The following is a 22,279-nucleotide window of genomic DNA, read 5'->3' as shown; positions in this document are numbered from 1 at the left end:
ACTAAAATATTTTACCCTTTTAAAGATTAAATAATGAATATAAAAATTTCTGACATTGCAAATTTACCATCAAGATTTGGCGATTTTAAAGTACAAGCATTCAAACAAGGTCAAAAAGAGCATCTTGTCGTCTGTGCAAAAGAATTAGCCGAGGTACCAATAGTGCGCGTTCACTCCGAGTGTCTTACAGGTGATGCCATCGGCAGTTTAAAATGCGACTGCCGTGACCAGTTGGAGTATGGTCTAAAAATGGCAGATGAAACCGGCGGCATGGTAATCTATCTGAGACAAGAAGGGCGTGATATAGGGCTTTTAAACAAAATAAATGCCTATGCCCTGCAAGATAAAGGACTCAATACAATAGAGGCCAACCATCAGCTTGGTTTTGCTGCGGATGAGAGAACTTATGAAGCTGTTACCTTTATTCTCAATCATTACAATATTAAAAAAATAAAACTACTTACGAACAATCCGGACAAAATAAACTCCATCAGCGGTGTTGAAATAATTGAGCGAATTCCTATAATTATGCAAGCAAATAAACATAATGCCGGCTATCTTGATGTAAAACGTGATGAAATGGGACATCTCTTATAAAGATTAATGAAATTTTGATGCACTGAGGGCCTGAACTCTTCTTTGGCTTGCATCGAGTACTCTGAGTAAGTCTTTTGTAGCCTGTTCAAGATCCTTGTAGTATACTTTAGCCTTCTCAAGTTCTAAAGCATTAATTTTATGTATCCCAAAAATTTTAGAAAAAAGTCCCTCACCCTTTTCATGCACAAAAATAGTATGAATTTTAGCATATTGTATATGCCAAGCTTCATGTATCATATCTAGATTTTCATAAAATTGAACCCCTAAAATACTCTTCACTCTCTCTTTATCACCATAGAGCCACTGGCCAAATTCACACTTCATTTTAGAAACAGGTGTTAAATTATCAACATGTCTACCCTCAATCAAAGACTTTACTTTAGCCATTTGTTCTATATGTGCCTCTCGGGCATGTTCAATCGCATTTATTGTTTCTTGTTTGTTCATATCATTTAACCTTATAAAGTACTTTAGATTATTACATAAAATGCCTAAATTTGTACACTTTTTTAAGAAAAATCTTTATATACTTTCATCAAACTTACAGAAGGACTATACCTTGAAACACCCAGAACCAATTAATAATGAGATAAAATTAAATCCAAAAAAATATATAGTTTCAAAAACAGATCCCAAAGGGATTATTGAATACGGTAATGATTATTTTGTAGAAATCTCTGGGTACAGTGAAGCTGAACTCATTGGAAAGCCTCATAGCATTGTACGACATCCCGACATGCCAAAAGTTGTATTTAAAATGATGTGGGATAGAATCAATGAAGCGAAAAATATTATAGCCGTTGTTAAAAACCTTGCTAAAGACGGCAGCTACTATTGGGTCATCACTGAGTTTGAGCCAAAAATAGATCCTATCACAAATAAGATCATTTCACATACCGCTTTTAGAAAAGCTGCTCCGCAAAAAGCAGTAAATACGATGGCACCGATTTATGAAAAATTACTCATCATAGAAAAAGAAGGTGGTATGGAAGCAAGCGAAAAATATCTCCGAGGATTTTTTGAAGAAAAACGAATCAGTTATGATGATTTTATTGATGAACTTATAGGCAATAAAGGCTTATTCAAAATTTTCTTTACAGCTATGAAAAAAATCTTTTCATAAAAACTCTTTATTCAAATTTACATTCTATTAAATAATATTCAGATAAAATATCTTTTATAAAGGATATTTTATTGGATTTAAAAACAACACTCGCTAGTGATAAGATAGATTTACCAAATGATTTTTTTCAAAAAGTGCAAAAATATAAAGAGCATCTCTTTAAGTGGAATAAAATTCACAACCTCACAGGTGCTAAAAATGAGCAGACTTTAAATGAATTCATTTATGATGCCGTGTTTCCCGTCAGCTTTCTGCCAAAAGTAGACTCTCTTATGGATATTGGAACAGGGGCAGGCTTTCCGGGAATGATATTGGCATTTGCACTGCCTGATACAAAAATCACGCTGGTAGAACCTTTAACAAAACGGGCAAGTTTTTTACAGTTTATAAAAGCTGACTTGGGACTTGAAAATGTAAGCGTAGTGAAAAAAAGAGTTGAAGAGATGGAGCCGCAAATGTTTGACCTTATAACGTCACGCGCTGTCACTGACACAAAAATGCTTTTAAACTTAAGTAAAAACTTTCGAGATGAACATTCAAAACTACTATTTTACAAAGGTGAAAAAGTTTTTGATGAAGTTGCTGCAGATATGCATATGAAACATAAAATTATCGAAACAAAAAACAGACACTATTTACTTCTAGGAGAAGAATTATGATACTTAAAATACTTATAATCGGTGCAGTAATTACTGCCGTTTACTTTTTGTTTTTTAAAACAACCCCGGAGGCAAAAGTCTCAAAAAAAAGTGCGAAAAAAGAGTCTAAAAAACTCGATGCAGATGAAATGGTAGAGTGTGCAACCTGTGGTGTTTATGCGGAAGTTGAGGAGTGTATTCTCAGTAATGGAAAGTACTATTGTTCTCGTGAATGTCTTGCAAAGGCAAAATAATGCTCTTTTTCGGCCATAGATTTATTGAAAGTGAAAAATTTTATCATGTGTTTGATATAGACACTATTATTCAAACACCGCCCTCTTCAACCATTTACTTGGAGTTTGATGAAAAAAACCTTGATATCATCAACTACCTTAAAGACAACAAGATAGACTTTGCCCCGAAAGTAAAAAATATAACTGAGCTGATGTACGCGTCTGCTCTGGGAGCAAGCTATATACCGGTAGAACAAAAACTGGCGAAAACTGCCCAAAAAATTGCTGAAAGCTACCTTTTTGACGCAAAAATCTTAGTACATGTAGAAGATGAAGATGATATTGAAGAAATGGCACTTTTAGGCATTGACGGTGTTATTTTTGCAGAGGCTATAATTAAAATTCCTTAAACTTAAAAAAGAAGTCTTAAAAATGATTTTGATATAATCATTTAAGGAAAAAATAAATGAACCAGTATTTTAACAACAAAATCTTATATGCCATTCCCATTATATTCCTTATTGTTTTATTATTTAGAATTTCATACAGTTATCATGAGGCAAAGCGTCAAGTTTATGATTTTGCAAAAAAAGAAGCAAAGGTTTTAAATGCTCATGAGATGGCACACAGAGATTACTATCAAAATTTATTTACAAATAAAACTATACCTTTAAATGAAAAAACTCTTCCTGCCTTACCGGCCTACAGTTCTTATGCCATTTCTCAGATATTTTCAAAAAATAATATCCTGAATATACAAATACAAACTGTTTCAGACAGAGCACGAAATCCTCAAAATGCAGCTGACATAAGTGAACTCAAAGCCATAAAGTTTTTTAAAAAAAATCCAAAAGAAAAAGAGTACTTTAGCGATAAAAACAGTGAGTACTATTTATATGCTTCTGTCTTAAGAATTGAAAATAAATGTTTAACCTGTCACGCTTCAAAAAATAAAGCTCCTCTGTTTATTCAAAAAAGATATTCGAAAGCTTACGATTATAAACTTAATGAACTCAGAGGTATAATGAGCATAAAAATACCAAAAAATAAAATAAACAGTTATTTTATGTCTCACTTTTTTTATTCCATTATATATGATTTTCTTCTTTTTATTGTACTTTTTGTTATTCTCTACAACATTGTAAAAAAATCAAAAAAAATAAACAATTTTTTAGAGTATCAGATTCATCTGAAAACAGATGAGCTCAAACAAACATTAATAACCGACAATCTGACAAAACTGCCAAACAGGTTAAAACTCATTGATTATATAAAAAATTTATATAACGCTTCTTCTGTACACCTTGCTCTTATTAATATTGATGGATTTAAAGATATAAATGATTTTTACGGTCATAAAACCGGGGATAAACTGCTTAAACAAATTGCCTCAACAATTGTTAATCTGTGCAAAGATAAGAGCACTAGTGTCTATAAGTTGCCAAGTGATGAATATGCAATTTTTTCTGTTGCTGATGTTAAGGCAAGTGAGTTTATCAATAATATTCGCACATTAATTAATAAAATCCAAGAAACAAACTATTTGATCGATGGCAACTCTTTGTACATAACCGTTAGCTGTGGAGTGGCATCAAATGAGCATGGCTTAATCACAAAAGCAGATATGGCACTTCAAGTTGCCAAGGAGAATAAAAAAAGTTTAATATCATACAGTAGCTCCATTGACACGGCAGAACAGGTCAATAAAAATATCCAATGTGTGACTCTCTTAAAAAATGCAATACATAATGATCAGATTCAGCCCTATTTTCAACCAATATACAATGTTAAAACTAAAAAAATTGAAAAATACGAGGCATTAGTGCGTATTAAAACGCAAGATGGAAGGGTTATCGTTCCAAATTCTTTTTTAGATATTTCAATTAAATCAAAACTCTATCCAAATATTACAAAAGTGATGATAGAAAAATCTTTTGCATTTTTTCAAAATACAGATTATGAGTTTTCTATAAATTTATCTATAAATGATATTCTAAACAAAAGAACTATGGATTTTATCATGAAAAGTCTACATCATTACAATAATCCAAGTAAAGTTGTATTTGAAATACTTGAAAGTGATAAAATTGGCAATTATGACGACATAAAACTATTCATTCATAACGTTAAAGAACTTGGATGCAAAATTGCCTTAGATGATTTTGGAAGTGGTTATTCAAATTTTTCCCATGTTCTCGAACTGAATGTAGATTATCTTAAAATAGATGCTTCTCTTGTAAAAAATATCACCACAGATGAAAACTCAAGAAAAATAACACAGACAATCATAACGTTTGCCTCGAATATAGGTTTAAAAACAATTGCTGAATATGTTGAAAATGAAGAAGCACTAAATATTTTAGACGAAATGGGCATAGACTTTATTCAAGGCTACTTTATTGGAAAACCTGCTGCCAAGCTAGTGTAGTACTTCTCTTTTTATCTTCTCTTTTAGTGCTGTTAAAATTTCATAACTGATAGTATCTGCAAACTTCGCTATAACTCTGGCATCATCAAATATCAGCAATTTCTCTTTATTTGTAAGGAAGGAACTGTTATCCATAGAAATCCTACCGGCTATTTTAATGCCCTCAGGCGTAATATAATGATGAGAACAGCTTCTTAAAAAACCATCACCATAACCAAAATCATAGTTAGACACATTACATGTAACCGCTGTTTCAAATGCTGCGCCATAGCCTACGCATTCTCCTTTTTGGAGCCTTCTTGAAGAGAGTCGCTGTGCATAAACAGATAAAACAGGTTGCAGGTTCTTTACATGTAAAGAGCTTGGAAGTTCTAAACAACCATAAGCTGCGATGCCTACGCGTGCCATATCTTCATCAAAATCATTTGAGCGAAACAATGCAGCAGAGTTGAAAGAGTGAAACCGCAATGGAATAAAACTATATTTTTTTGCTAAAACTTGTGAGTCTTGTTTTACTCTTTTAAAGTTCTCATTTTGTAAATCAAAATATCTATTATCTTCATCCGCTGAAGAGTGATGTGTAAAAACAGCTTCGAGCTGTAAACCCTGCTGTGCACATAAAATAAAAGCCTCTTCAAGTTCATCCATCATAATACCGTTGCGGCACATGCCCGTATCAACTTTAAGTTCTACTTTTGTATTTTTTGCAAACTTTTGTATTTGGCGTATATCGTTAATGGTATATCTGATTTTTTGGCTTGCTTCTTTAGGAGTATCTGCCAAAACCAAAATATATTCAAATAAATTTTCTATCTCTTTTGCTTCTTCATTTGAACGTACGACAGCCTTTGTAATACCGTACTCTTTTGCCAGTGTCGCAATCTCAAAAAGTCCATGTCCATAGGCATTATCTTTTAAAACCAGCGCTATTTTATCTTTTGCTTTAGTTAATTTTGCAATAATGGTAAGGTTATTAAAAAAATGATTTTTATTTAATGTGATGTAAGCCATGGGAGAATTATACTACATGAAAGAGAAAAAAAGGCTAATCGCCGAATTTGAAGCACAAAGTTTTACACAGATAATCTTTCCCCATGCCGATACAGACTGGGCAGAGTATCTTGATAAAGCCCAAAAAACCTTTGTCAACATCATCAATACCATCAGAAAATATCAAAAATGTCTTGTCATAGCATATGATATAGATGAAGTAAAAGCACATTTTAAAGATGAGAATAATCTTGAATTTGTGCAATATATTACAGATGACACCTGGGCGAGAGATTGTTCTGCTCTTTCTTTAGAGCAAAATGATGGAACTGTTTTGCTGGATTTCATTTTTAACGGCTGGGGCAATAAATTTGATGCGAAAAAAGATAATGCAATGACCCACAATATTGCTCACAAATACCTTACATGTAAACTTAAAAATATCGACTTTATCCTTGAGGGCGGTGCAGTTGAGAGTAATGGCAGAGGCACAATTTTAACGACCTCAGTATGTATGCTGAATAAAAACCGTAATCCTCAGTTCAATGCAATACAAATCACACAAAAATTAAAAGCTTTTTTTCATGCCGAGCATATTTTATATTTAAACCACGGCTATCTGGCAGGTGACGACACCGACTCGCATATAGATACTCTCGCTAGATTTATAGATGAGAAAACTATTATGTATGTAAAATGTGATAACATAAATGATGAACATTATCATGAGCTAAAACTTATGGAAGAAGAGTTGCAAATGACAGCTAAAGAGCAGGATTTAGAGCTTATTTCTCTGCCGATGTGTGATGCACTATATTTTGAAGCAGAAAGACTGCCTGCAACCTATGCCAATTTTCTTTTTGTAAATGGAGCTGTTTTAGTGCCACTTTACGGTGTTTCTCAAGATAAGGAGGCTCTTCAAATTTTTAGAAATACTTTTAAGAACAGAGATGTCATAGGCATAGACTGTTCTGTACTTGTACGCCAGCACGGTTCACTGCACTGTGTGACTATGAATTTTCCTGCTAATGTTAATATTTAAGCAAGATTTTTAAATACTGAATTTTTTTCTGTAACCTTGAGTTCTTTTCGGAACCTAGGTTCCGAAGAGAAAGAACCCATACTGTAAAATTAAAAGTTATTTTCCATCCAACATAGCCATTCCGCTCATAATCAAATATGTTGCCAAAGCAAAGCCTAATGCTATTAAAATTGTCCGTTTTATCTTTTCTTTTGTACTCATAATGCAATTTTAGCAGAAAAATTAACACTTTTGTAACACTTCTTTTTGTATTATAGGTTAAATAATTTTAATTACAAAAAAGGGCAAAAAATGAAAAAAACTATTACACTCTCTTTACTCGTTTTCTCATCTTTATATGCATCAGAAATTGAGCTCGCACCAATCAATGTAGAATCTACAACTATAACAGAAGTAGCACAAAATGCACAAACTTCAGCAGATGTGGCAGCAGCACTGAGTACCTCTGTTCCAGGTATTGATATGTCACGCCGAAGCGGCATCGCCAATGATGTACTTATTCGCGGTCAAAAACGTGACAATATTTCAGTAGAAGTCGACGGTACAAAGGTATACGGAGCCTGTCCAAACAGAATGGACCCTCCTGTTTCACACATTTTAGCAAACCAGATTGATGCAATTGAGGTTATAGAAGGACCGTATGATGTAGAAAATTACGGTAACCTAAGCGGTGGACTCAAAATTTCTACGAAAAAACCTTCAAAAGATTTTCAAGGACAGGTAAATTTAGGTTTTGGTTCGTGGAATTATAAAAAATTCGGAGCAACTGCAAGCGGTGGCAATAATTTAATAAGAGTGTTAGTCACAGCTTCAACAGAGTCAAGCGACCAGTACCATGACGGAAACAGTGACACTTTGGCACAGCAGGTAAAAAAACAAGCGCCTACAGGCAATCAGTACCAAAGTCAGTATGAAGATATGCAGGCATATAAGAAAAACTCGATGATGGCAAAGGCCTTTGTCACAACTGCAAAAGATCAGGAACTACAATTAAGTGTCACGGCAAACCGCAGTGATAATATACTCTATCCAAACTCTCCAATGGATGCAATTTATGATGATTCAAATATTTACAGTGTTACTTATAATATTGATAATATTTCAGATACATATAAAAATATTAATCTGCAGTATTACTACTCTGATGTAGACCATCCAATGAGTACAGAATATAGAAAATCGGCGCTCACAGCTGCAAATAACAAAACAAACCATATGTGGACTACTATGCAGGGTGTAAAACTTAAAAATAGTTTTGACATCAACTCTTATAATCTGCTGTTTGGTTTGGACGGCAGCAGACGTACATGGAAAGGTCAGTATGTCAACAATGTTTCAGGAACAGTTTTAGGAGACAGCATCGACCATGCGCTTACAAAAAACAGTGCAGTTTTTGCAGCACTTGAAAAACAGTTTGACGCTTTACATGTAAAGATAGGAGCAAGATACGACCACTCAACAGTGAGAGATGACAACAGCGCACATCAGGCAAATACCTATAACGGACTGGGTACAAATATTTTCACAACTTATGCACTCAACAGCCAAAACAAACTCTTTTTAGGTCTCGGTCAGGCTTACCGTGTTCCAGATGGCAGAGAGTTGTACTTTTTAAAAGGGGGCCTACAAGGAACACCGACACTTAACCAAACAAAAAATCAAGAAGTAGATTTCGGGTATGAAACAGACAATGACTACTTTAAACTAAAAGTCAAAGGATTCTATTCCAAACTCAAAAATTATATTTACATCAACTCGACCAAGAGTACAAATATATTTGAAAATATAGATGCAAAAATTTATGGTGCAGAACTAAGCGGTTCTTATTATATCAATGATGATATTACACTTGATATCGGTGCTTCATATAAACGCGGGAAAAAAGACCATGCTCTTAACAGCCAGACAAATACAAATCTAGCTGACATCGCTCCCCTTCGTGCAAATGCAGCACTTAACTATGAATATGCCAACAACTCTATAGCAACTTTAGAAATGCAGGCTAGTAAACGATGGAATAATATAGATGATGACAACGGCGAACAAGTCCTTGCAGGCTGGGCGGTATTTAATGCAAAAATTAAACATGCCCTCAACAAAAAATTTGATTTTACACTCGGTGTTAACAATATGTTCAACACAACATATGCACAAAGCAATACCTACACAGATTTAACACTCGTCACCACAGGTAGTGGAGAAAAACTCCTTTTAAACGAGCCTGGTCGCTACATTTACACAAATTTAGATTTCAAATTTTAAAACCTAAAAGTCTTTAAGACTTTGGGTTACTTTTGAGCTAAAGCACTTCTTCATCAAAAAAAAGCTAAAATCACTTTATGATAAAAAGATACCCTACCAAAAAAATATTTGTCGGCGATGTAGCAGTCGGCGGTGATGCCCCTATTTCCGTGCAGTCTATGACTTACTCTGACACACATAATGTTGCAGCGACGGTTGAGCAGATAAACCGTCTTCATTTTGCAGGAGCTGACATTGTCCGTGTTGCTGTGCCTGATATGGAAGATGCACTTGCCCTTAAAGCAATAAAAGAGCAAATTTCACTGCCCCTTGTTGCAGATATTCACTTCAATTACAAACTTGCTCTTATAGCAGCCCAATCGGTTGACTGCATCCGTTTTAATCCTGGAAATATCGGCGATAAAAACAAAATAAAAGAGATTGTCAAAGCATGTCAAGAGAGAAACTTACCAATTCGCATCGGGGTAAATGCGGGTTCTCTGGAAAAAGAGTTTGATGATAAATATGGTCCGACAGCTGAAGCTATGGTTGCATCAGCTGATTATAATATTAAATTTTTGGAAGATTTAGGCTTTAGCGATATTAAAATTTCACTCAAAGCCAGTGATGTGCAAAGAACAGTAGAAGCCTACAGAATGCTGCGTCCAAAGAATATCTATCCATTTCATTTGGGCGTTACAGAAGCGGGAACGATTTTTCATGCAACGGTAAAAAGTGCTATAGGTCTTGGAACACTATTGCTTGAGGGCATCGGCGATACTATGCGCGTTTCCATCACCGGTGAACTCGAAGAAGAGATAAAAGTCGGGCGTGCCATCTTAAAAGACAGCGGTGTGGCAAAAGAAGGTCTTAATATTATTTCATGCCCGACCTGCGGAAGAATTGAGGCTGATTTAGTTACAGCAGTCGCAGAAATAGAAAAAAGAACAGCTCATATTAAAACACCGCTTGATGTCAGTGTCATGGGCTGTGTCGTCAATGCCATCGGTGAAGCAAAACATGCAGATGTCGCCATTGCTTACGGAAAAGGCAAAGGGCTTGTCATGGTAAAAGGCGAAGTTGTGGCAAACTTGGATGAAAAAGAACTTGTAGACAGGTTTGTACATGAAGTTGAAGATATGGCAGGCAAAGAGTAATGCAGGACAATCTTTACAATCTCGCTTTTGAGCGCAGTGTTTTAAGTTCCATCGTTTTTGAACCAAGTCAGTTTGATGAACTCAGTGTAGAGCTTTCAAAAGATGATTTTTATCTGCCTGCACATCAGGATATATTTCAGGCTATGCTCACACTCTTACAAAAAGACCAGCCCATAGATGAAGAATTTATAAAAAAAGAGCTCATTAAAGCAAAAAAGTTTGATGAACAGGTTTTACTTGAAATTCTCTCTGCTAATCCTATATCAAATACCAAAGCCTATGTTGATGAAATCAAAGACAAATCACTCAAACGCCATCTTTTAACACTCACGACAGAGATAAAACGCGTCACAGTCGAAGAAGAACTCCCCTCAGCTGAAGTTGTTGACATCGTAGAGAAAAAACTTTATGAGATCACACAGGACAACCAGACAAGCGACTTTAAAGACTCGCCGAAGATGACCTTCGACACGATGGAATACATCAAAGAGATGAAAGCACGAGGAAACTCCGTACTTGTCGGCGTAGATACAGGTTTTAAAGAACTCAATAAAATGACGACAGGTTTTGGAAAAGGAGACCTGGTTATCATCGCAGCTAGGCCAGCAATGGGGAAAACTTCTTTTGTGCTCAACACCGTCAATTCTTTGATACTTCAAGGCAAAGGCGTTGCTTTTTTCTCTCTTGAAATGCCGGCAGAACAGTTGATGCTGCGTCTGCTTTCTATTCAAACATCAATTCCTCTGCAAAAGCTCCGAGTTGGTGATATGAATGATGATCAGTGGTCGAACCTCAACGGGGCAATAGACAGAATGAACTCCGTAAAGCTTTTTGTGGATGATCAGGGAAGTATTAACATCAATCAACTGCGTTCAAAACTCAGAAAACTCAAGAATCAGCATCCTGAAATTGAGATAGCCGTCATTGACTACCTTCAAATCATGCAGGGTATCGGTAATCAAGACAGACACCTTCAGGTCTCAGAAATATCACGTGGGCTGAAAATGCTTGCCCGCGAGCTTGAAATGCCCATCGTCGCACTCTCTCAACTAAACCGCGGATTAGAGAGCCGTAATGATAAACGTCCTATGCTCAGCGATATTCGTGAATCCGGTTCAATCGAGCAGGATGCCGATATCATCCTTTTTGTTTATCGTGATGATGTTTACCTCTACAAGGAAGAAAAAGAGCGTGAAAAAGCTGCAAAAGCTGAGGGCAAAGAGTTTACCTCAACCTATATAGAAAAAGAGGAAGAAGATGCTGAAATCATCATAGGAAAGCAAAGAAATGGACCGACGGGACATGTGAAACTCGTTTTTCAGAAAAAGCTTACACGCTTTGTGGATGCACCAGGTTTTGCCCAAGGCGTTGAAACCGTATATGAAAATGTTGATACAAAATCTGCAAATATTGATATGCCGCAGGTAGAGATGCCTCCTATTTAAATGAAAATTTTGGAGAAAGTTTCCCTTTTTAGCTCAAAAAAAGATCTCTTTCTCTTTTTCATTTTTATTTTTACACTTCTTTCACTTTCCCTCTTCTTTGAATACTATAAATACAAAGAACTGACAAAATTTGATTCACAGCTTGTAGATGCAAAAGTTTTAAAAGAGTATGACAAAACAAAACTCACCAAAAAAGGAAAAATTAAAAGCTACAAAATTTTAAAACTGCGGAGTGATGATGGATTAGTTTTTTACACAATGGCAAGTAAAAAACTCAAAAATTTAAAAAACAAACATTTACATGTAGAGATCTGGGCAGGCAATATCAGCTTTAAAGAGTACATAAAAGGCTTTTTTGCTTTTAGTAAAATACTTAATATCTGTGATAAACCTACACTCAAACAAAAACTTGCCTCTTTTATAGATGCGCAACATGCAAACAGTGATATTGCCAAACTCTATAAAGCTTTGTTTCTTGCTCTGCCATTACCCACGTCAATGCAGACACAATTTTCCAACCTCGGTATTTCTCACCTTATAGCCATCAGCGGTTTTCATCTTGGTGTCCTTGCTGCCATTCTCTTTTTTATTATCAAATACCCTTATAAAATCTTGCAAAACAGATACTTTCCATACAGAAGCTATAAAAGAGATACTTTTATTATTATAAGCTTGGTGCTGCTTGGCTATCTGCTTTTTTTAGATTCGCCGCCTTCACTTTTGAGAGCCTTTGTTATGCTTATTGTCGGCTTTATATTGTATGACAGAGGGATACAAATCGTCTCTATGCAGACACTACTTATCACCGTGCTTTTAATTCTTGCACTCTTCCCAAAACTTGTTTTCAGCATAGGTTTCTGGCTCTCTGCCAGCGGTGTTTTTTACATTTTTTTGTTTCTTATTCACTTTAAAGAGTACAGTAAAATCAAACAATTTATTCTATTGCCTTTTTGGGTCTACCTTATGATGCTTCCATTTTCAATGGCTATATTTGGAAACTTCAGTCTTTATCATCCCCTCTCAATTCTTTGGACGACACTTTTTACACTCTTTTATCCCTTGGCTATAGCTTTACATGTAATTGGTATGGGAAATCTTTTAGATACACCGCTCCAGCATCTTCTACATGTAGATACTCATGCCATACAACACATACTCTCAAAAGGTTATCTTGTTATAGAGATTCTACTCTCACTCGCAGCTGTTTTTAGCAAAAAGGCTCTTTATCTTCTACTCGGATACACGCTGCTTCTTTTTATATATTTCGTCTATAATATGGCATAATTTCAAACCGTAGAGAAAAATAATCCACGAAACATAAATCCATAAAAACAGAAACATTAAAATTGCAAATGAGCCATACATTGTTGTATAAGACTTGTTTAAAAAGACATAGTAAATAAAAGCATTTTTACTCACACTGAAAATTATTGAGATAATAAAAGAGCTGATTGCCGAAGCTTTGGGATTTATTTTTGCATTGGCAGCAATTTGAAATATTAAAAAGAAAAGACCCCAAATAATAATATATGGTACTAAAGGCAAGATATTAAGCCCTGAAGTAAAAGAATTTGAAGCCATAAGTGCCGCGATGTAGCCTGTAATATAAAATGATACTCCAAGCGCAATAGGTGTGAGCGTTAACAGTGTCCAGTAGGTCGTTATACTCTCCCACAAGGTTCTTGATTTTGCATGAAAAATTCTGTTTGCAATATATTCAAAATTTTTGAAAAACAGAAGCGAAGAGACAAGAATTGCTATAAATCCAATAGCACCCATTTTAGAGGAGTTTTGTAAAAAACCGTTTATTTGAAACATCACCGTATCTGAATTTACCGGCATCAGATTTGAAAATATAAAGCCCTGAATCTTTTCATAATATTCTGTAAAGGTAGGCATAGAAGTTAAAATAGCCATAATGATAAGCAATAAAGGAATAATGGTAAAAATCGTGTAAAAGCTCAAACTTGCTGCAAAAAGCGTTAATTCTTTGTCAACAAAAGAGCTGACAAAAATTTTAATCTGTTTTATAACTGTTGTCAGCTTTTCATTCATAATTTACTAATCAAGACCCATTTTTGAAGGGTTTAAAATGTTGTTTGGATCGAAGGCCTTTTTAATAGATTTAAAAAGTTCCATCTCTGCATCGGTAAATGCCATTTTCATATACGGTGCTTTTGCAAGTCCTATGCCGTGTTCCCCTGAGAGTGTTCCGCCTAAATCAACAGTTGCCTGAAAAACCTCTTCTATAGCTTTATAGGCAATCTTTACCTGCTCAGGGTCACTTCCGTCAACCATAACGTTTGTATGAACATTTCCATCGCCGGTATGTCCAAAACATGGAATTTTCACATTATATTTCTTGGCAATTGCATAAAATTTCTCAAGAAGTTCCGGCAGTGCAGAACGCGGAACCGTTACATCTTCATTGAGCTTTTTACTTCCGTAAATACTCAGTGACGGTGAAGCATTACGACGGGCAAACCAAATATCAGCTGCTTCCTTTTCATCTTTTGCCACCTTAAAGTCACTGCAGCCGTTTTCACGAAATACTTTTTCGATTTGTGCAAGTTGAAAATCCAAGTCGTCTTCCATGTTCCCGTCAACATCCGTTACAAGCAGAGCACCCGCATCTACAGGCAGACCTTTATGAAAAGTCTCTTCCACCGCACGAATAGTCAAATTGTCTAAAAATTCCATTGCAACAGGAGTAACGCCGCTTGCCATAGTGTTATATACTGCTTCCATTGCATCATTAACAGTTGGAAATATTCCCATAGCCGTCTTCGTCATTTTCGGTTTTGGAATAAGCTTGAGCGTAATTTCAGTAAGCACTGCCAAAGTACCCTCACTCGCTATTAATATACCGCTAATGTTATACCCGGCTACATCTTTAATGGTTCTTTTACCAGCTTTTATAACATCGCCGCTTGGCAATACTGCACGCGTTGCCATCACATAATCTTTTGTGATGCCGTATTTTGCAGCGCGCATTCCACCGGCATTTTCACTCACATTTCCACCGATGGTAGAGTAATCCTGACTCGCAGGATCCGGCGGATAAAATAGGCCTACTTCTTCGACTTTTTTTTGCAAGTCCATATTAATAACACCCGGCTGTACAATGGCTACCATATTTTTCATATCTATCTCTAGAATTTTATTCATATGCTTTTCCATTGCCAGTACTATGCCGCCTTTACTTGGAAGGGCTCCGCCTGTAAAGCCCGAGCCTGCTCCACGCGGGACTATAACAATATGATGTTCATTACAATATTTGAGTATTTCACTCACATCTTCTTCATCTTTTGGAAAAACAACTGCATCCGGTTCAAAATGTTCTCGTGTTGCATCATATGAATAAGCAAGCAGGTGCGCTTTGTCACTGTAAATATTCTCTTCGCCGACAATATTTTTAAAATGTTGTATATGCTTTGCATCTATCATCTTATTTTCCTATTTCAAATTCAGCCAGCAAATAATGCAGTTTTGGATTACCGTTTTTTATAATCTCATAAAGCTGTTTGTTTGTTTTGTTATTTGCAACCATGAGTTCATAATAATGCGGTTCATAGCTATCGAGTCTGCTGCTGCCCGCACCCCACCATGCAGCATCTATGTTGTTAACACGTGTATAAAAAGGAAGCTTAACTTTTGCCTGTTTGAGTTTTGCATCACTAATACTTAAAATTTTAAAACTTTTTATATCAAGTGTATATACTTTTTGGTTTAAATATATGAACAACAAACCGACACTGCTTGCATCAGCCATTGCTGCAAAGTCCTCTTTTATCGGTGTCGGATGTCCACGGAATGAAAGTACCGTTGCAAATAAATCCGGATGAATCCATTGTGTTTTTACACTTTGTGCAATTTTATAATAAATCGTTTCATTGGGAGCAATAAGCAGCGAACGAGAGTAGCCAAATGCCAACTCGACCGTATCGCCAAGCTGTACTTTCCATTTTCCATGAGGCAGTGCATTGTTTTGCAGTGCGGTAAATTCACTCATTTTTATAGTCGCAATCTGTGTTTTGGCATCAAAACTCTGCACAACAGCATTTTTTAAAATAGCACTGTGTTGGGGACTAATATGATGCATTACAAAACCGCTGACGCCGACATCTATTTTATCAATCTTTATTTTTACAGTTTCATTCTCATTATCAACTGCAATAACAGGTGATTTTATAACAGCGCCAAAAACTTCCAACACAAGGATTGTGAGTAATAATAGGTATTTCATATCTCTTCTTTGTTTTTTTTATATGTGATTATATCAAACAAACCTCAGACTAAGCCAAAATTTGATAATCTTTGCAAATTATTTTTTACAGGCTTATGTTAATGATACGATTTTTCATACTTTTTTTATTCACAACATCCATTTTTGCATCCCATGTTGAGCGCTATCGCTGGAATAACGGAGAGACATATTTAGTTTTTTTACAAAATCATAATTTACCTGTAAGAGAACTTTATTACAATCTTGACAAAGACGATCAGCGACTCACAGAAGAGATGCGTTCAGGTATTCATTACCAAATTTTAAAAGACAAAAAAGAGGATATTGAACAAATTTTACTTCCTTTAAATGATGAGCTGCAAATCCATATATATATAAATAAAAAAAACTATAAATTTGAAGCCATACCAATCATCAGCACCACTAAAACAGAAGCATTTTACACTACTATTACAAGCTCTCCTAACTACAATATTTTAAAAGAGACAGGTTCAAAAAAACTTGCACAAATTTTCGTTTCAAGCTTCAAACACTCCCTTAATTTTAAAAACGATATTCGTAAAGGCGATGAACTTGTTATGATTTATGATCAAAAATATCGTCTTGGCGAACCTTTTTCTATGCCGACTTTAAAAGTTGCTATGATAGAAATGCACCATAAAAAACATTTTATTTATCTCAATGACGATGGACGCTACTATGATGAAAAAGCGCATGAAGTTGAAGGGTTTTTACTCGCTCGTCCTGTTAGAGGGGCCAGAATATCATCTTATTTTACAAAACGAAGATGGCATCCAGTACTGCACAAATGGAAAGCGCATCTGGGTGTTGATTATGCAGCAAGACGTGGAACACCAGTCATTGCTGCAGGCAGCGGAACCATAATATGGGCTTCAAGAATGGGAAGCTATGGCAACTTGATAAAAATACGCCATAATGACGGTTATGAAACACGCTATGCACACCTAAAGTCATTTCGCAAAGGCATTTACCGAGGTAAACATGTAAAAAAAGGGCAAACAATAGCCTATGTAGGCACAACAGGCCGTTCAACCGGCCCGCATCTACATTTTGAACTTAGAAAACGAGGACGTGCAATCAATCCACTCAGAGTTGTTCAGGTTACGACCAAAAAACTTAAGGGCAAAGAGAAAAAAGCATTTATAAAATTGAAGAAGAACTATGACCAAAGTATCAATCTTCATCTGAATAATAAAACAGCTTATAAAAAACGCCCTCCTTTTGAAGAGATGTCATATATACATCTTTTAGAAGAGAAAAATAATGGGTGAAATCACTTCCATTGAAGAATTAAAAAGCCCCAATTTTGTCAAACCTATAGAGATAAATTATACACAAAACGGTATGAAAAAAAAGTGGGAAGCCGTACTTTCACATGACAGTGTCGCCATCTTGCTTTATCACACGCAAAAAGATGCTTTTGTACTTGTCAAACAACTCCGTGTTACAGTGCTCAACAAGAACAAAAACAACGGCTACATGTATGAGCTATGCGCCGGTATTGTAGACAAAGAGTGTTCCATAGAACAAATTGCCAAAGAAGAGATTCTTGAAGAGTGCGGTTATGATGTTCCTGTGCAGAATTTAGAAAAAATCAGTGCTTTTTATACAAGTGTAGGTATATCGGGAACACATCAAACACTCTATTATGCACAAATTGACGAGAGCATGAAAATAGGTGAAGGCGGCGGACTTGAAGAAGAAGAAATTGAAGTGGTTTATGTTCCTTTGAGTGAAGCAAAAAAGTTTATGTTTGATGAGCGTTATCAAAAAACAACCGGTGTCTCTTTAGCTTTTTACTGGTTTTTTAATCATAAAAAGCATATTTGCATAGACTGAAAAATCATCCAAACTCTATAGGATCCATATCTACTTCTGCCAAATCAACTTTCGAAGCTTTAACAGCTTTTATGATGTCTGTACTTTTATCAGCTCTTAGTAATATCTCAAATCTGTATTTATTTGCCACTTTTTCTATGGAACATTTTTTTGCACCGACTATTTCTACACCTTTACATGTAAGGAGTTTATCATGCATTTTTCGCATCTCATCTTGTGCTTTTGCTCCCTTTTTATGGGCAAATAAAATACGGCAGAGTTTTTTATACGGCGGATACAGCTCTTGTCTGAAAAACTTCTCTTCTTCTAAAAAATCCTCATAGTTATCTATGTAGTTTTTAAAAAAATCTTCATTGAAAGTCTGCACAATAACTTTGGCATCTTTAGCTCGTCCGCTTCTACCTGCTACCTGAATCAAAGAAGAGAGTGCTTTTTCTCGTGCGCGATAATCGCTCATATTGAGCATATTATCCATACCAAGTACTACTGCCAAGGTTACACCATGATAATCATGCCCCTTGCTCAGCATCTGCGTTCCCACTAAAATGTCACTCTCTTTATCATTAAACCTCTTAAGTGCTTTTTTAAGTTTATTTGCAGTAGTTATGACGTCTCTGTCAAACTGTTCCACCCTTGCTTGGGGCAATACCTCTTGTAATATTTTTACAGCCTCAGCCGTGCCGAGTCTTGAACTTGTCAAATTTGGACTATGGCACTCCGGGCAAACCTGAGGAATTGCCTGTGTAAAATTACAGTAATGACATTTTAGTGCGCGTGAGTGTTGATGCACGCTCATACCAACACTACAAAACGCACACTTAATAGTATGTCCGCAATCCTGACACAACAAGTATTTAAAATTGGCACGTGTCGGTAAAAATACAATAGACTGCTCTTTTTTTTGCAGTACTTCTTGCAAATTCTCTGTAATCAAAGGAGACAAGCTCTCGGGACTTTTTTCATATATAAATGTTTTAAGAGAGCTGAAATGTCCGCCTTTGAGCCGTGTATGTTCAAATTTTGCATATGAGTTAAGTGATGGTGTAGCACTGCCGAGTACTACATGAACATCATAGAGTTTTCCCATATAAATGGCTAAATCTCTAGCATTGTAACGTGGACGTGAAGATGATTTATAGCTCTCATCATGCTCTTCATCGACGACAATAAGTCCTAAGTCTTTTATGGGTAAAAAAAGAGCCGAGCGTGCGCCCGCTATGATTTTTGCTTCGCCTGCGTATATTTTGGCAAGTGCTTTTTTCTTTGCCAGAGGGGTGAGTTTTGAGTGCCACATCACAAAATCATCGCCGAAATGCTCTTTGAGACGTTTGGACATCTGCGGAGTCAAAGATATCTCAGGCATTAAAAAGATGCTTGTCTTGCCCTCTTGTATTATCTGCTCAAAGTATTTCATGTAGACTTCTGTTTTGCCGCTGCCTGTATCGCCGAAGAGGAGCGCGACTTTGTGTTGTTGTAAAAATGTTAGAGCTTTTTCTTGTTTATCTGAAAGAACTATGTTGCTTTTGGGAAGTGAGGTTTTAACCTCGCCCTTTTTGCTTTCATGACGCACAGCCCAGGTTTCAACCTTACCTGTAAACGGCATCATAACAGAAAAGGCATCACCTAATGAACAAATGTAGTAAGAGGCGATAAACTTAGCCAATGCAATCTGCTTGAGTGAATAATAAAATTCACTTACTTCTAAAACCTCATTTGTTTGAAATGCCGGCTTATTACATGTAGCTATAACGACACCATCTAGTACTCGGTTTTTTACATGTACTTGTACTTTTGTGCCTATGTTTATATTTTGCAGAGAATGATAAGTAAAAGGCTCAAGAGGTGATCCTATGATAGATATATTATAGTAGTTCAATATTTATATTTAATTTATAAGTTGGTCACAAAGGGGATCTTGGTTTGCATTCAAATCAAATTTACCTGTTGCAGGATTATAGGTAAAATTACAATTCTTTCCCCCTACTTTATATACATAATGAATATAAGGTGCTGCAGCATCTGTTGTACTCCAATGTCCGTCTATCGTACCAGAAGTTACTCCATACATTAACAATTCTCTGCCTACTGTTCCGTTACCGTCAAAAAGAGTTGTGCTATTTTGGCTCAAGCCTGATATATAATTTTGATCTCCCTGAATAATATGTGCCTGCCTGTCTGTAATAATAGCAGAGCGTATGGAAGCAATATCGGCACGCCCTTTTGAAATTTGTGCATCTGTTCTTGTTGCAGCAAATTTGGGTATAGCAATAGCTGCTAAAATTCCTAAAACTACAATAACAAAAACCAATTCTATCATCGTAAAAGCGCTTTTTGATTTTTGCATAAAAATTCCTTTATTATTCTATTCATTATATAGTAACATGATTATGATTATTTACGATTGAAGTTGAAAAATATATGGAAATTATTGATATATATTCCCAAGCAGGAGCTTGAGAATAAGTTAAGTACTTTTAGTAAGTAACTTTGGCTCCGCCAAATTGATGAACAGCAATCAATCCTTTAGCAGTTGCTTTATTTTGAGCATCAGTACAATATGCTGTACCATTATCAGTACCACCCGAGGCAATAGTAACATTCCCATCAGTTGTTGTTCCAAGTGTAATTGTAAAACATTTTAATGCCCCACATGCAGCACTAGTATTATCTTCTGTGCCTGTAGCTGTAAAAGCACTTCCTGCATCTCCAATACATGTTGATAGATTTGTTAACTCACTTGATACTTTTGCATCATCCCGTGTAGCTGCAAGTTTTGGAATAGCAACTGCTGCTAAAATACCTAAAATAACGATAACGAAGATCAATTCGATCATTGTAAAACCAGCTCTTTTCATAAGAACTCCTTATTTATATAAAATTGGATTACACTAGTAATCTTATAAACTATTATGAGCCTACTTTCATTAAAGTTTGCTTAAATCACTAAATAAACTTATTTGGAATAAAAGTTGCTTTGAGTTGCTTACATGTAAACAAGGAGCATTTATGAGCATTGAAATATCTAAAACCCATGCACTTTTAGCCAAAGCGCTGGACTATCGTGCGGCACGTCAAGATATGATATCTTCAAATATCGCCAATGCGGACACACCTTATTATAAGCCTAGAGATATCAGTTTTGAAGATGCTTTGATTGCAAAGAAAAACGAACTTTATCAAGACAATGCGCATCAACTGAAGATGGCACAAACCAACTCAGGGCATTTACAACCTAAAGCACAAGCAAGCCAAATAAAACCTACACTTTACTTTAGAGACGGGCACATGGCACGTAATGACGGTAATTCTGTAGATATAGATGTGGAGACTACAGAAATGAGTAAGAACTCTATTATGTTTAATGCCATTGTCATGGCAAGTAAAAAAGATGCGGCAATCTTCAAGAGTGTTATAGATGCATCTGCAAAAGTAAACTAAGGACTAAAAAGTGAGTAATTTTTTAAACAGCTTTGACATTAGTGGGTACGGACTATCAGCACAAAGAGTACGTGTTAACACCATTTCAAGCAATATTGCAAATGCCCAAACAACCAGAACCGATGAGGGTGGACCGTACCGCCGTAGAGAAGTCGTCTTTAAAGCTATAAACTTTAATGATGTGTATAACAAAGCACTCGGTGAAAACACGCAAAGCGCAAAATATGAAGACCCTTTAAATGAAGGGGAATTTGGTAAAAAGGTAAATCCTGCTATAATGAGTGTAGTAGTTGACAAGGTTATAAGAGATGATTCAAAACCTCTTATGAAATTTGAACCCAACAACCCGGATGCGGATGCAAACGGATATGTGGCATATCCAAATATTAATCCTGTTGTAGAAATGTCCGATTTAGTAGAAGCGACACGTTCTTATCAGGCAAATGTTGCAGCATTTCAAAGCGCAAAAGATATGGCAAATTCTGCAATATCACTTTTACAATAAAGATGGAGTTATAGATTATGAGTAATATTAACAATATTTCCGGTGCATCCACAGCAGATCTTTTAAAACAAAAAAGTGCTGTAGAAAAAGGCGGAGGCGGTGAAGCTTTTGCCGAGCAGCTAAAATCAGCCATCAATGAAGTCAATGACATTCAGCAAGACAGTGAAAAAGCCATCGCAGATTTGGCAACAGGTCAGGTAAAAGACCTGCACCAGGCAGCACTTGCAATCGGCAAAGCAGAAACAAGTATGAAACTTATGCTTGAGATCAGAAACAAAGCGCTGAATGCTTATAAAGAGATTGGTAGAACGCAATTATAATCTACCTCTGCATATA

At 35.9% G+C, this 22,279-nt stretch carries 24 protein-coding genes; 16 read left to right on the top strand and 8 right to left on the bottom strand.

Annotated elements, in window-relative coordinates; genetic code table 11:
• The first annotated feature begins 33 nt into the window (after positions 1-33).
• Positions 34-597, top strand: a complete 564-nt coding sequence (gene ribA, locus SAUT_RS01780) for a GTP cyclohydrolase II (RefSeq protein ID WP_013326157.1) — start codon at positions 34-36, stop codon at positions 595-597.
• A 3-nt stretch (positions 598-600) separates the two neighbouring features.
• On the opposite strand, the gene SAUT_RS01775 is transcribed toward ribA, so the two are convergent.
• The gene (locus SAUT_RS01775) at positions 601-1,044 is read right to left on the bottom strand and encodes a CZB domain-containing protein (RefSeq protein ID WP_013326156.1); all 444 of its coding nucleotides are present in this window, start codon (positions 1,042-1,044) and stop codon (positions 601-603) included.
• Between the two features lie 112 nt (positions 1,045-1,156).
• Between SAUT_RS01775 and SAUT_RS01770 the strand changes: the two genes are divergently transcribed.
• The 5 genes from SAUT_RS01770 to SAUT_RS01750 all read left to right on the top strand — a co-directional run bounded on the left by SAUT_RS01770 (position 1,157) and on the right by SAUT_RS01750 (position 5,019).
• Entirely contained in the window at positions 1,157-1,720 is a 564-nt protein-coding gene (locus tag SAUT_RS01770) for a PAS domain-containing protein (RefSeq protein WP_013326155.1), read from the top strand.
• A 71-nt stretch (positions 1,721-1,791) separates the two neighbouring features.
• Positions 1,792-2,379: a 16S rRNA (guanine(527)-N(7))-methyltransferase RsmG gene (gene rsmG / locus SAUT_RS01765; RefSeq protein ID WP_013326154.1), complete on the top strand. Its 588-nt coding sequence runs from the start codon at positions 1,792-1,794 to the stop codon at positions 2,377-2,379.
• A complete protein-coding gene (locus SAUT_RS01760) occupies positions 2,376-2,612 on the top strand; it encodes a PP0621 family protein (protein ID WP_013326153.1) in 237 nt (78 codons plus the stop codon). Before rsmG ends, SAUT_RS01760 begins: the two co-directional genes overlap by 4 nt.
• Complete coding sequence (locus SAUT_RS01755) at positions 2,612-3,001, top strand: hypothetical protein (protein ID WP_013326152.1); 390 nt, start codon at positions 2,612-2,614, stop codon at positions 2,999-3,001. Before SAUT_RS01760 ends, SAUT_RS01755 begins: the two co-directional genes overlap by 1 nt.
• A gap of 56 nt (positions 3,002-3,057) precedes the next feature.
• The gene (locus tag SAUT_RS01750) at positions 3,058-5,019 is read left to right on the top strand and encodes an EAL domain-containing protein (protein WP_013326151.1); all 1,962 of its coding nucleotides are present in this window, start codon (positions 3,058-3,060) and stop codon (positions 5,017-5,019) included.
• Here SAUT_RS01750 and SAUT_RS01745 read toward each other — a convergent pair.
• A complete protein-coding gene (locus SAUT_RS01745) occupies positions 5,011-6,030 on the bottom strand; it encodes an alanine racemase (RefSeq protein ID WP_013326150.1) in 1,020 nt (339 codons plus the stop codon). The genes SAUT_RS01750 and SAUT_RS01745 overlap by 9 nt on opposite strands.
• A gap of 16 nt (positions 6,031-6,046) precedes the next feature.
• Here SAUT_RS01745 and SAUT_RS01740 point away from each other — a divergent pair, with 16 nt between their 5' ends.
• The 5 genes from SAUT_RS01740 to SAUT_RS01720 all read left to right on the top strand — a co-directional run bounded on the left by SAUT_RS01740 (position 6,047) and on the right by SAUT_RS01720 (position 13,178).
• A complete protein-coding gene (locus SAUT_RS01740; RefSeq protein WP_013326149.1) occupies positions 6,047-7,051 on the top strand; it encodes an agmatine deiminase family protein in 1,005 nt (334 codons plus the stop codon).
• 291 nt (positions 7,052-7,342) lie between these two features.
• The gene (locus SAUT_RS01735; RefSeq protein ID WP_013326148.1) at positions 7,343-9,313 is read left to right on the top strand and encodes a TonB-dependent receptor domain-containing protein; all 1,971 of its coding nucleotides are present in this window, start codon (positions 7,343-7,345) and stop codon (positions 9,311-9,313) included.
• Positions 9,314-9,390: 77 nt separating this feature from the next.
• A complete protein-coding gene (gene ispG / locus SAUT_RS01730) occupies positions 9,391-10,449 on the top strand; it encodes a flavodoxin-dependent (E)-4-hydroxy-3-methylbut-2-enyl-diphosphate synthase (protein ID WP_013326147.1) in 1,059 nt (352 codons plus the stop codon).
• Positions 10,449-11,894: a replicative DNA helicase gene (locus tag SAUT_RS01725; RefSeq protein WP_013326146.1), complete on the top strand. Its 1,446-nt coding sequence runs from the start codon at positions 10,449-10,451 to the stop codon at positions 11,892-11,894. Before ispG ends, SAUT_RS01725 begins: the two co-directional genes overlap by 1 nt.
• Positions 11,895-13,178 carry a ComEC/Rec2 family competence protein gene (locus SAUT_RS01720; RefSeq protein ID WP_013326145.1) on the top strand — a complete coding sequence of 428 codons (1,284 nt, stop codon included), beginning with the start codon at positions 11,895-11,897 and terminating at the stop codon, positions 13,176-13,178.
• On the opposite strand, the gene SAUT_RS01715 is transcribed toward SAUT_RS01720, so the two are convergent.
• The 3 genes from SAUT_RS01715 to SAUT_RS01705 are packed head-to-tail and all read right to left on the bottom strand — an operon-like array spanning position 13,125 to position 16,140.
• Positions 13,125-13,949, bottom strand: a complete 825-nt coding sequence (locus SAUT_RS01715; protein WP_013326144.1) for a YihY family inner membrane protein — start codon at positions 13,947-13,949, stop codon at positions 13,125-13,127. The two genes, SAUT_RS01720 and SAUT_RS01715, sit on opposite strands and share 54 nt — an antisense overlap.
• A gap of 6 nt (positions 13,950-13,955) precedes the next feature.
• Positions 13,956-15,341 (bottom strand): FAD-linked oxidase C-terminal domain-containing protein, encoded by a 1,386-nt coding sequence (locus tag SAUT_RS01710; protein ID WP_013326143.1) that lies wholly within the window; start codon positions 15,339-15,341, stop codon positions 13,956-13,958.
• A 1-nt stretch (position 15,342) separates the two neighbouring features.
• Complete coding sequence (locus tag SAUT_RS01705; protein WP_013326142.1) at positions 15,343-16,140, bottom strand: plasminogen-binding N-terminal domain-containing protein; 798 nt, start codon at positions 16,138-16,140, stop codon at positions 15,343-15,345.
• A gap of 101 nt (positions 16,141-16,241) precedes the next feature.
• Between SAUT_RS01705 and SAUT_RS01700 the strand changes: the two genes are divergently transcribed.
• Both SAUT_RS01700 and SAUT_RS01695 read left to right on the top strand, forming a co-directional pair.
• Positions 16,242-17,432: a peptidoglycan DD-metalloendopeptidase family protein gene (locus SAUT_RS01700; protein ID WP_013326141.1), complete on the top strand. Its 1,191-nt coding sequence runs from the start codon at positions 16,242-16,244 to the stop codon at positions 17,430-17,432.
• A complete protein-coding gene (locus tag SAUT_RS01695; protein ID WP_013326140.1) occupies positions 17,425-18,000 on the top strand; it encodes an NUDIX domain-containing protein in 576 nt (191 codons plus the stop codon). The genes SAUT_RS01700 and SAUT_RS01695 overlap by 8 nt, the downstream gene beginning before the upstream one ends.
• A 4-nt stretch (positions 18,001-18,004) precedes the next feature.
• Here the strand turns inward: SAUT_RS01695 and SAUT_RS01690 are convergent, their stop codons facing one another.
• The 3 genes from SAUT_RS01690 to SAUT_RS01680 all read right to left on the bottom strand — a co-directional run bounded on the left by SAUT_RS01690 (position 18,005) and on the right by SAUT_RS01680 (position 20,855).
• Positions 18,005-19,876 (bottom strand): primosomal protein N', encoded by a 1,872-nt coding sequence (locus tag SAUT_RS01690; protein WP_013326139.1) that lies wholly within the window; start codon positions 19,874-19,876, stop codon positions 18,005-18,007.
• Between the two features lie 9 nt (positions 19,877-19,885).
• Positions 19,886-20,344, bottom strand: a complete 459-nt coding sequence (locus SAUT_RS01685) for a type II secretion system protein (protein WP_013326138.1) — start codon at positions 20,342-20,344, stop codon at positions 19,886-19,888.
• 130 nt (positions 20,345-20,474) lie between these two features.
• Positions 20,475-20,855: a type II secretion system protein gene (locus tag SAUT_RS01680; RefSeq protein WP_013326137.1), complete on the bottom strand. Its 381-nt coding sequence runs from the start codon at positions 20,853-20,855 to the stop codon at positions 20,475-20,477.
• Positions 20,856-21,006: 151 nt separating this feature from the next.
• Between SAUT_RS01680 and flgB the strand changes: the two genes are divergently transcribed.
• Genes flgB through fliE form a run of 3 tightly spaced genes read left to right on the top strand, consistent with a single transcriptional unit; the run spans position 21,007 to position 22,263 of the window.
• Positions 21,007-21,438 (top strand): flagellar basal body rod protein FlgB, encoded by a 432-nt coding sequence (gene flgB, locus SAUT_RS01675; RefSeq protein ID WP_013326136.1) that lies wholly within the window; start codon positions 21,007-21,009, stop codon positions 21,436-21,438.
• Positions 21,439-21,448: 10 nt separating this feature from the next.
• Positions 21,449-21,943 (top strand): flagellar basal body rod protein FlgC, encoded by a 495-nt coding sequence (gene flgC / locus SAUT_RS01670; RefSeq protein ID WP_013326135.1) that lies wholly within the window; start codon positions 21,449-21,451, stop codon positions 21,941-21,943.
• Positions 21,944-21,960: 17 nt separating this feature from the next.
• The gene (gene fliE / locus SAUT_RS01665; protein ID WP_013326134.1) at positions 21,961-22,263 is read left to right on the top strand and encodes a flagellar hook-basal body complex protein FliE; all 303 of its coding nucleotides are present in this window, start codon (positions 21,961-21,963) and stop codon (positions 22,261-22,263) included.
• Positions 22,264-22,279 lie beyond the last annotated feature (16 nt).

It is taken from the genome of Sulfurimonas autotrophica DSM 16294, assembly GCF_000147355.1.
GTDB lineage: Bacteria > Campylobacterota > Campylobacteria > Campylobacterales > Sulfurimonadaceae > Sulfurimonas > Sulfurimonas autotrophica.
This window is presented reverse-complemented; position numbering and strand designations above follow the sequence as displayed.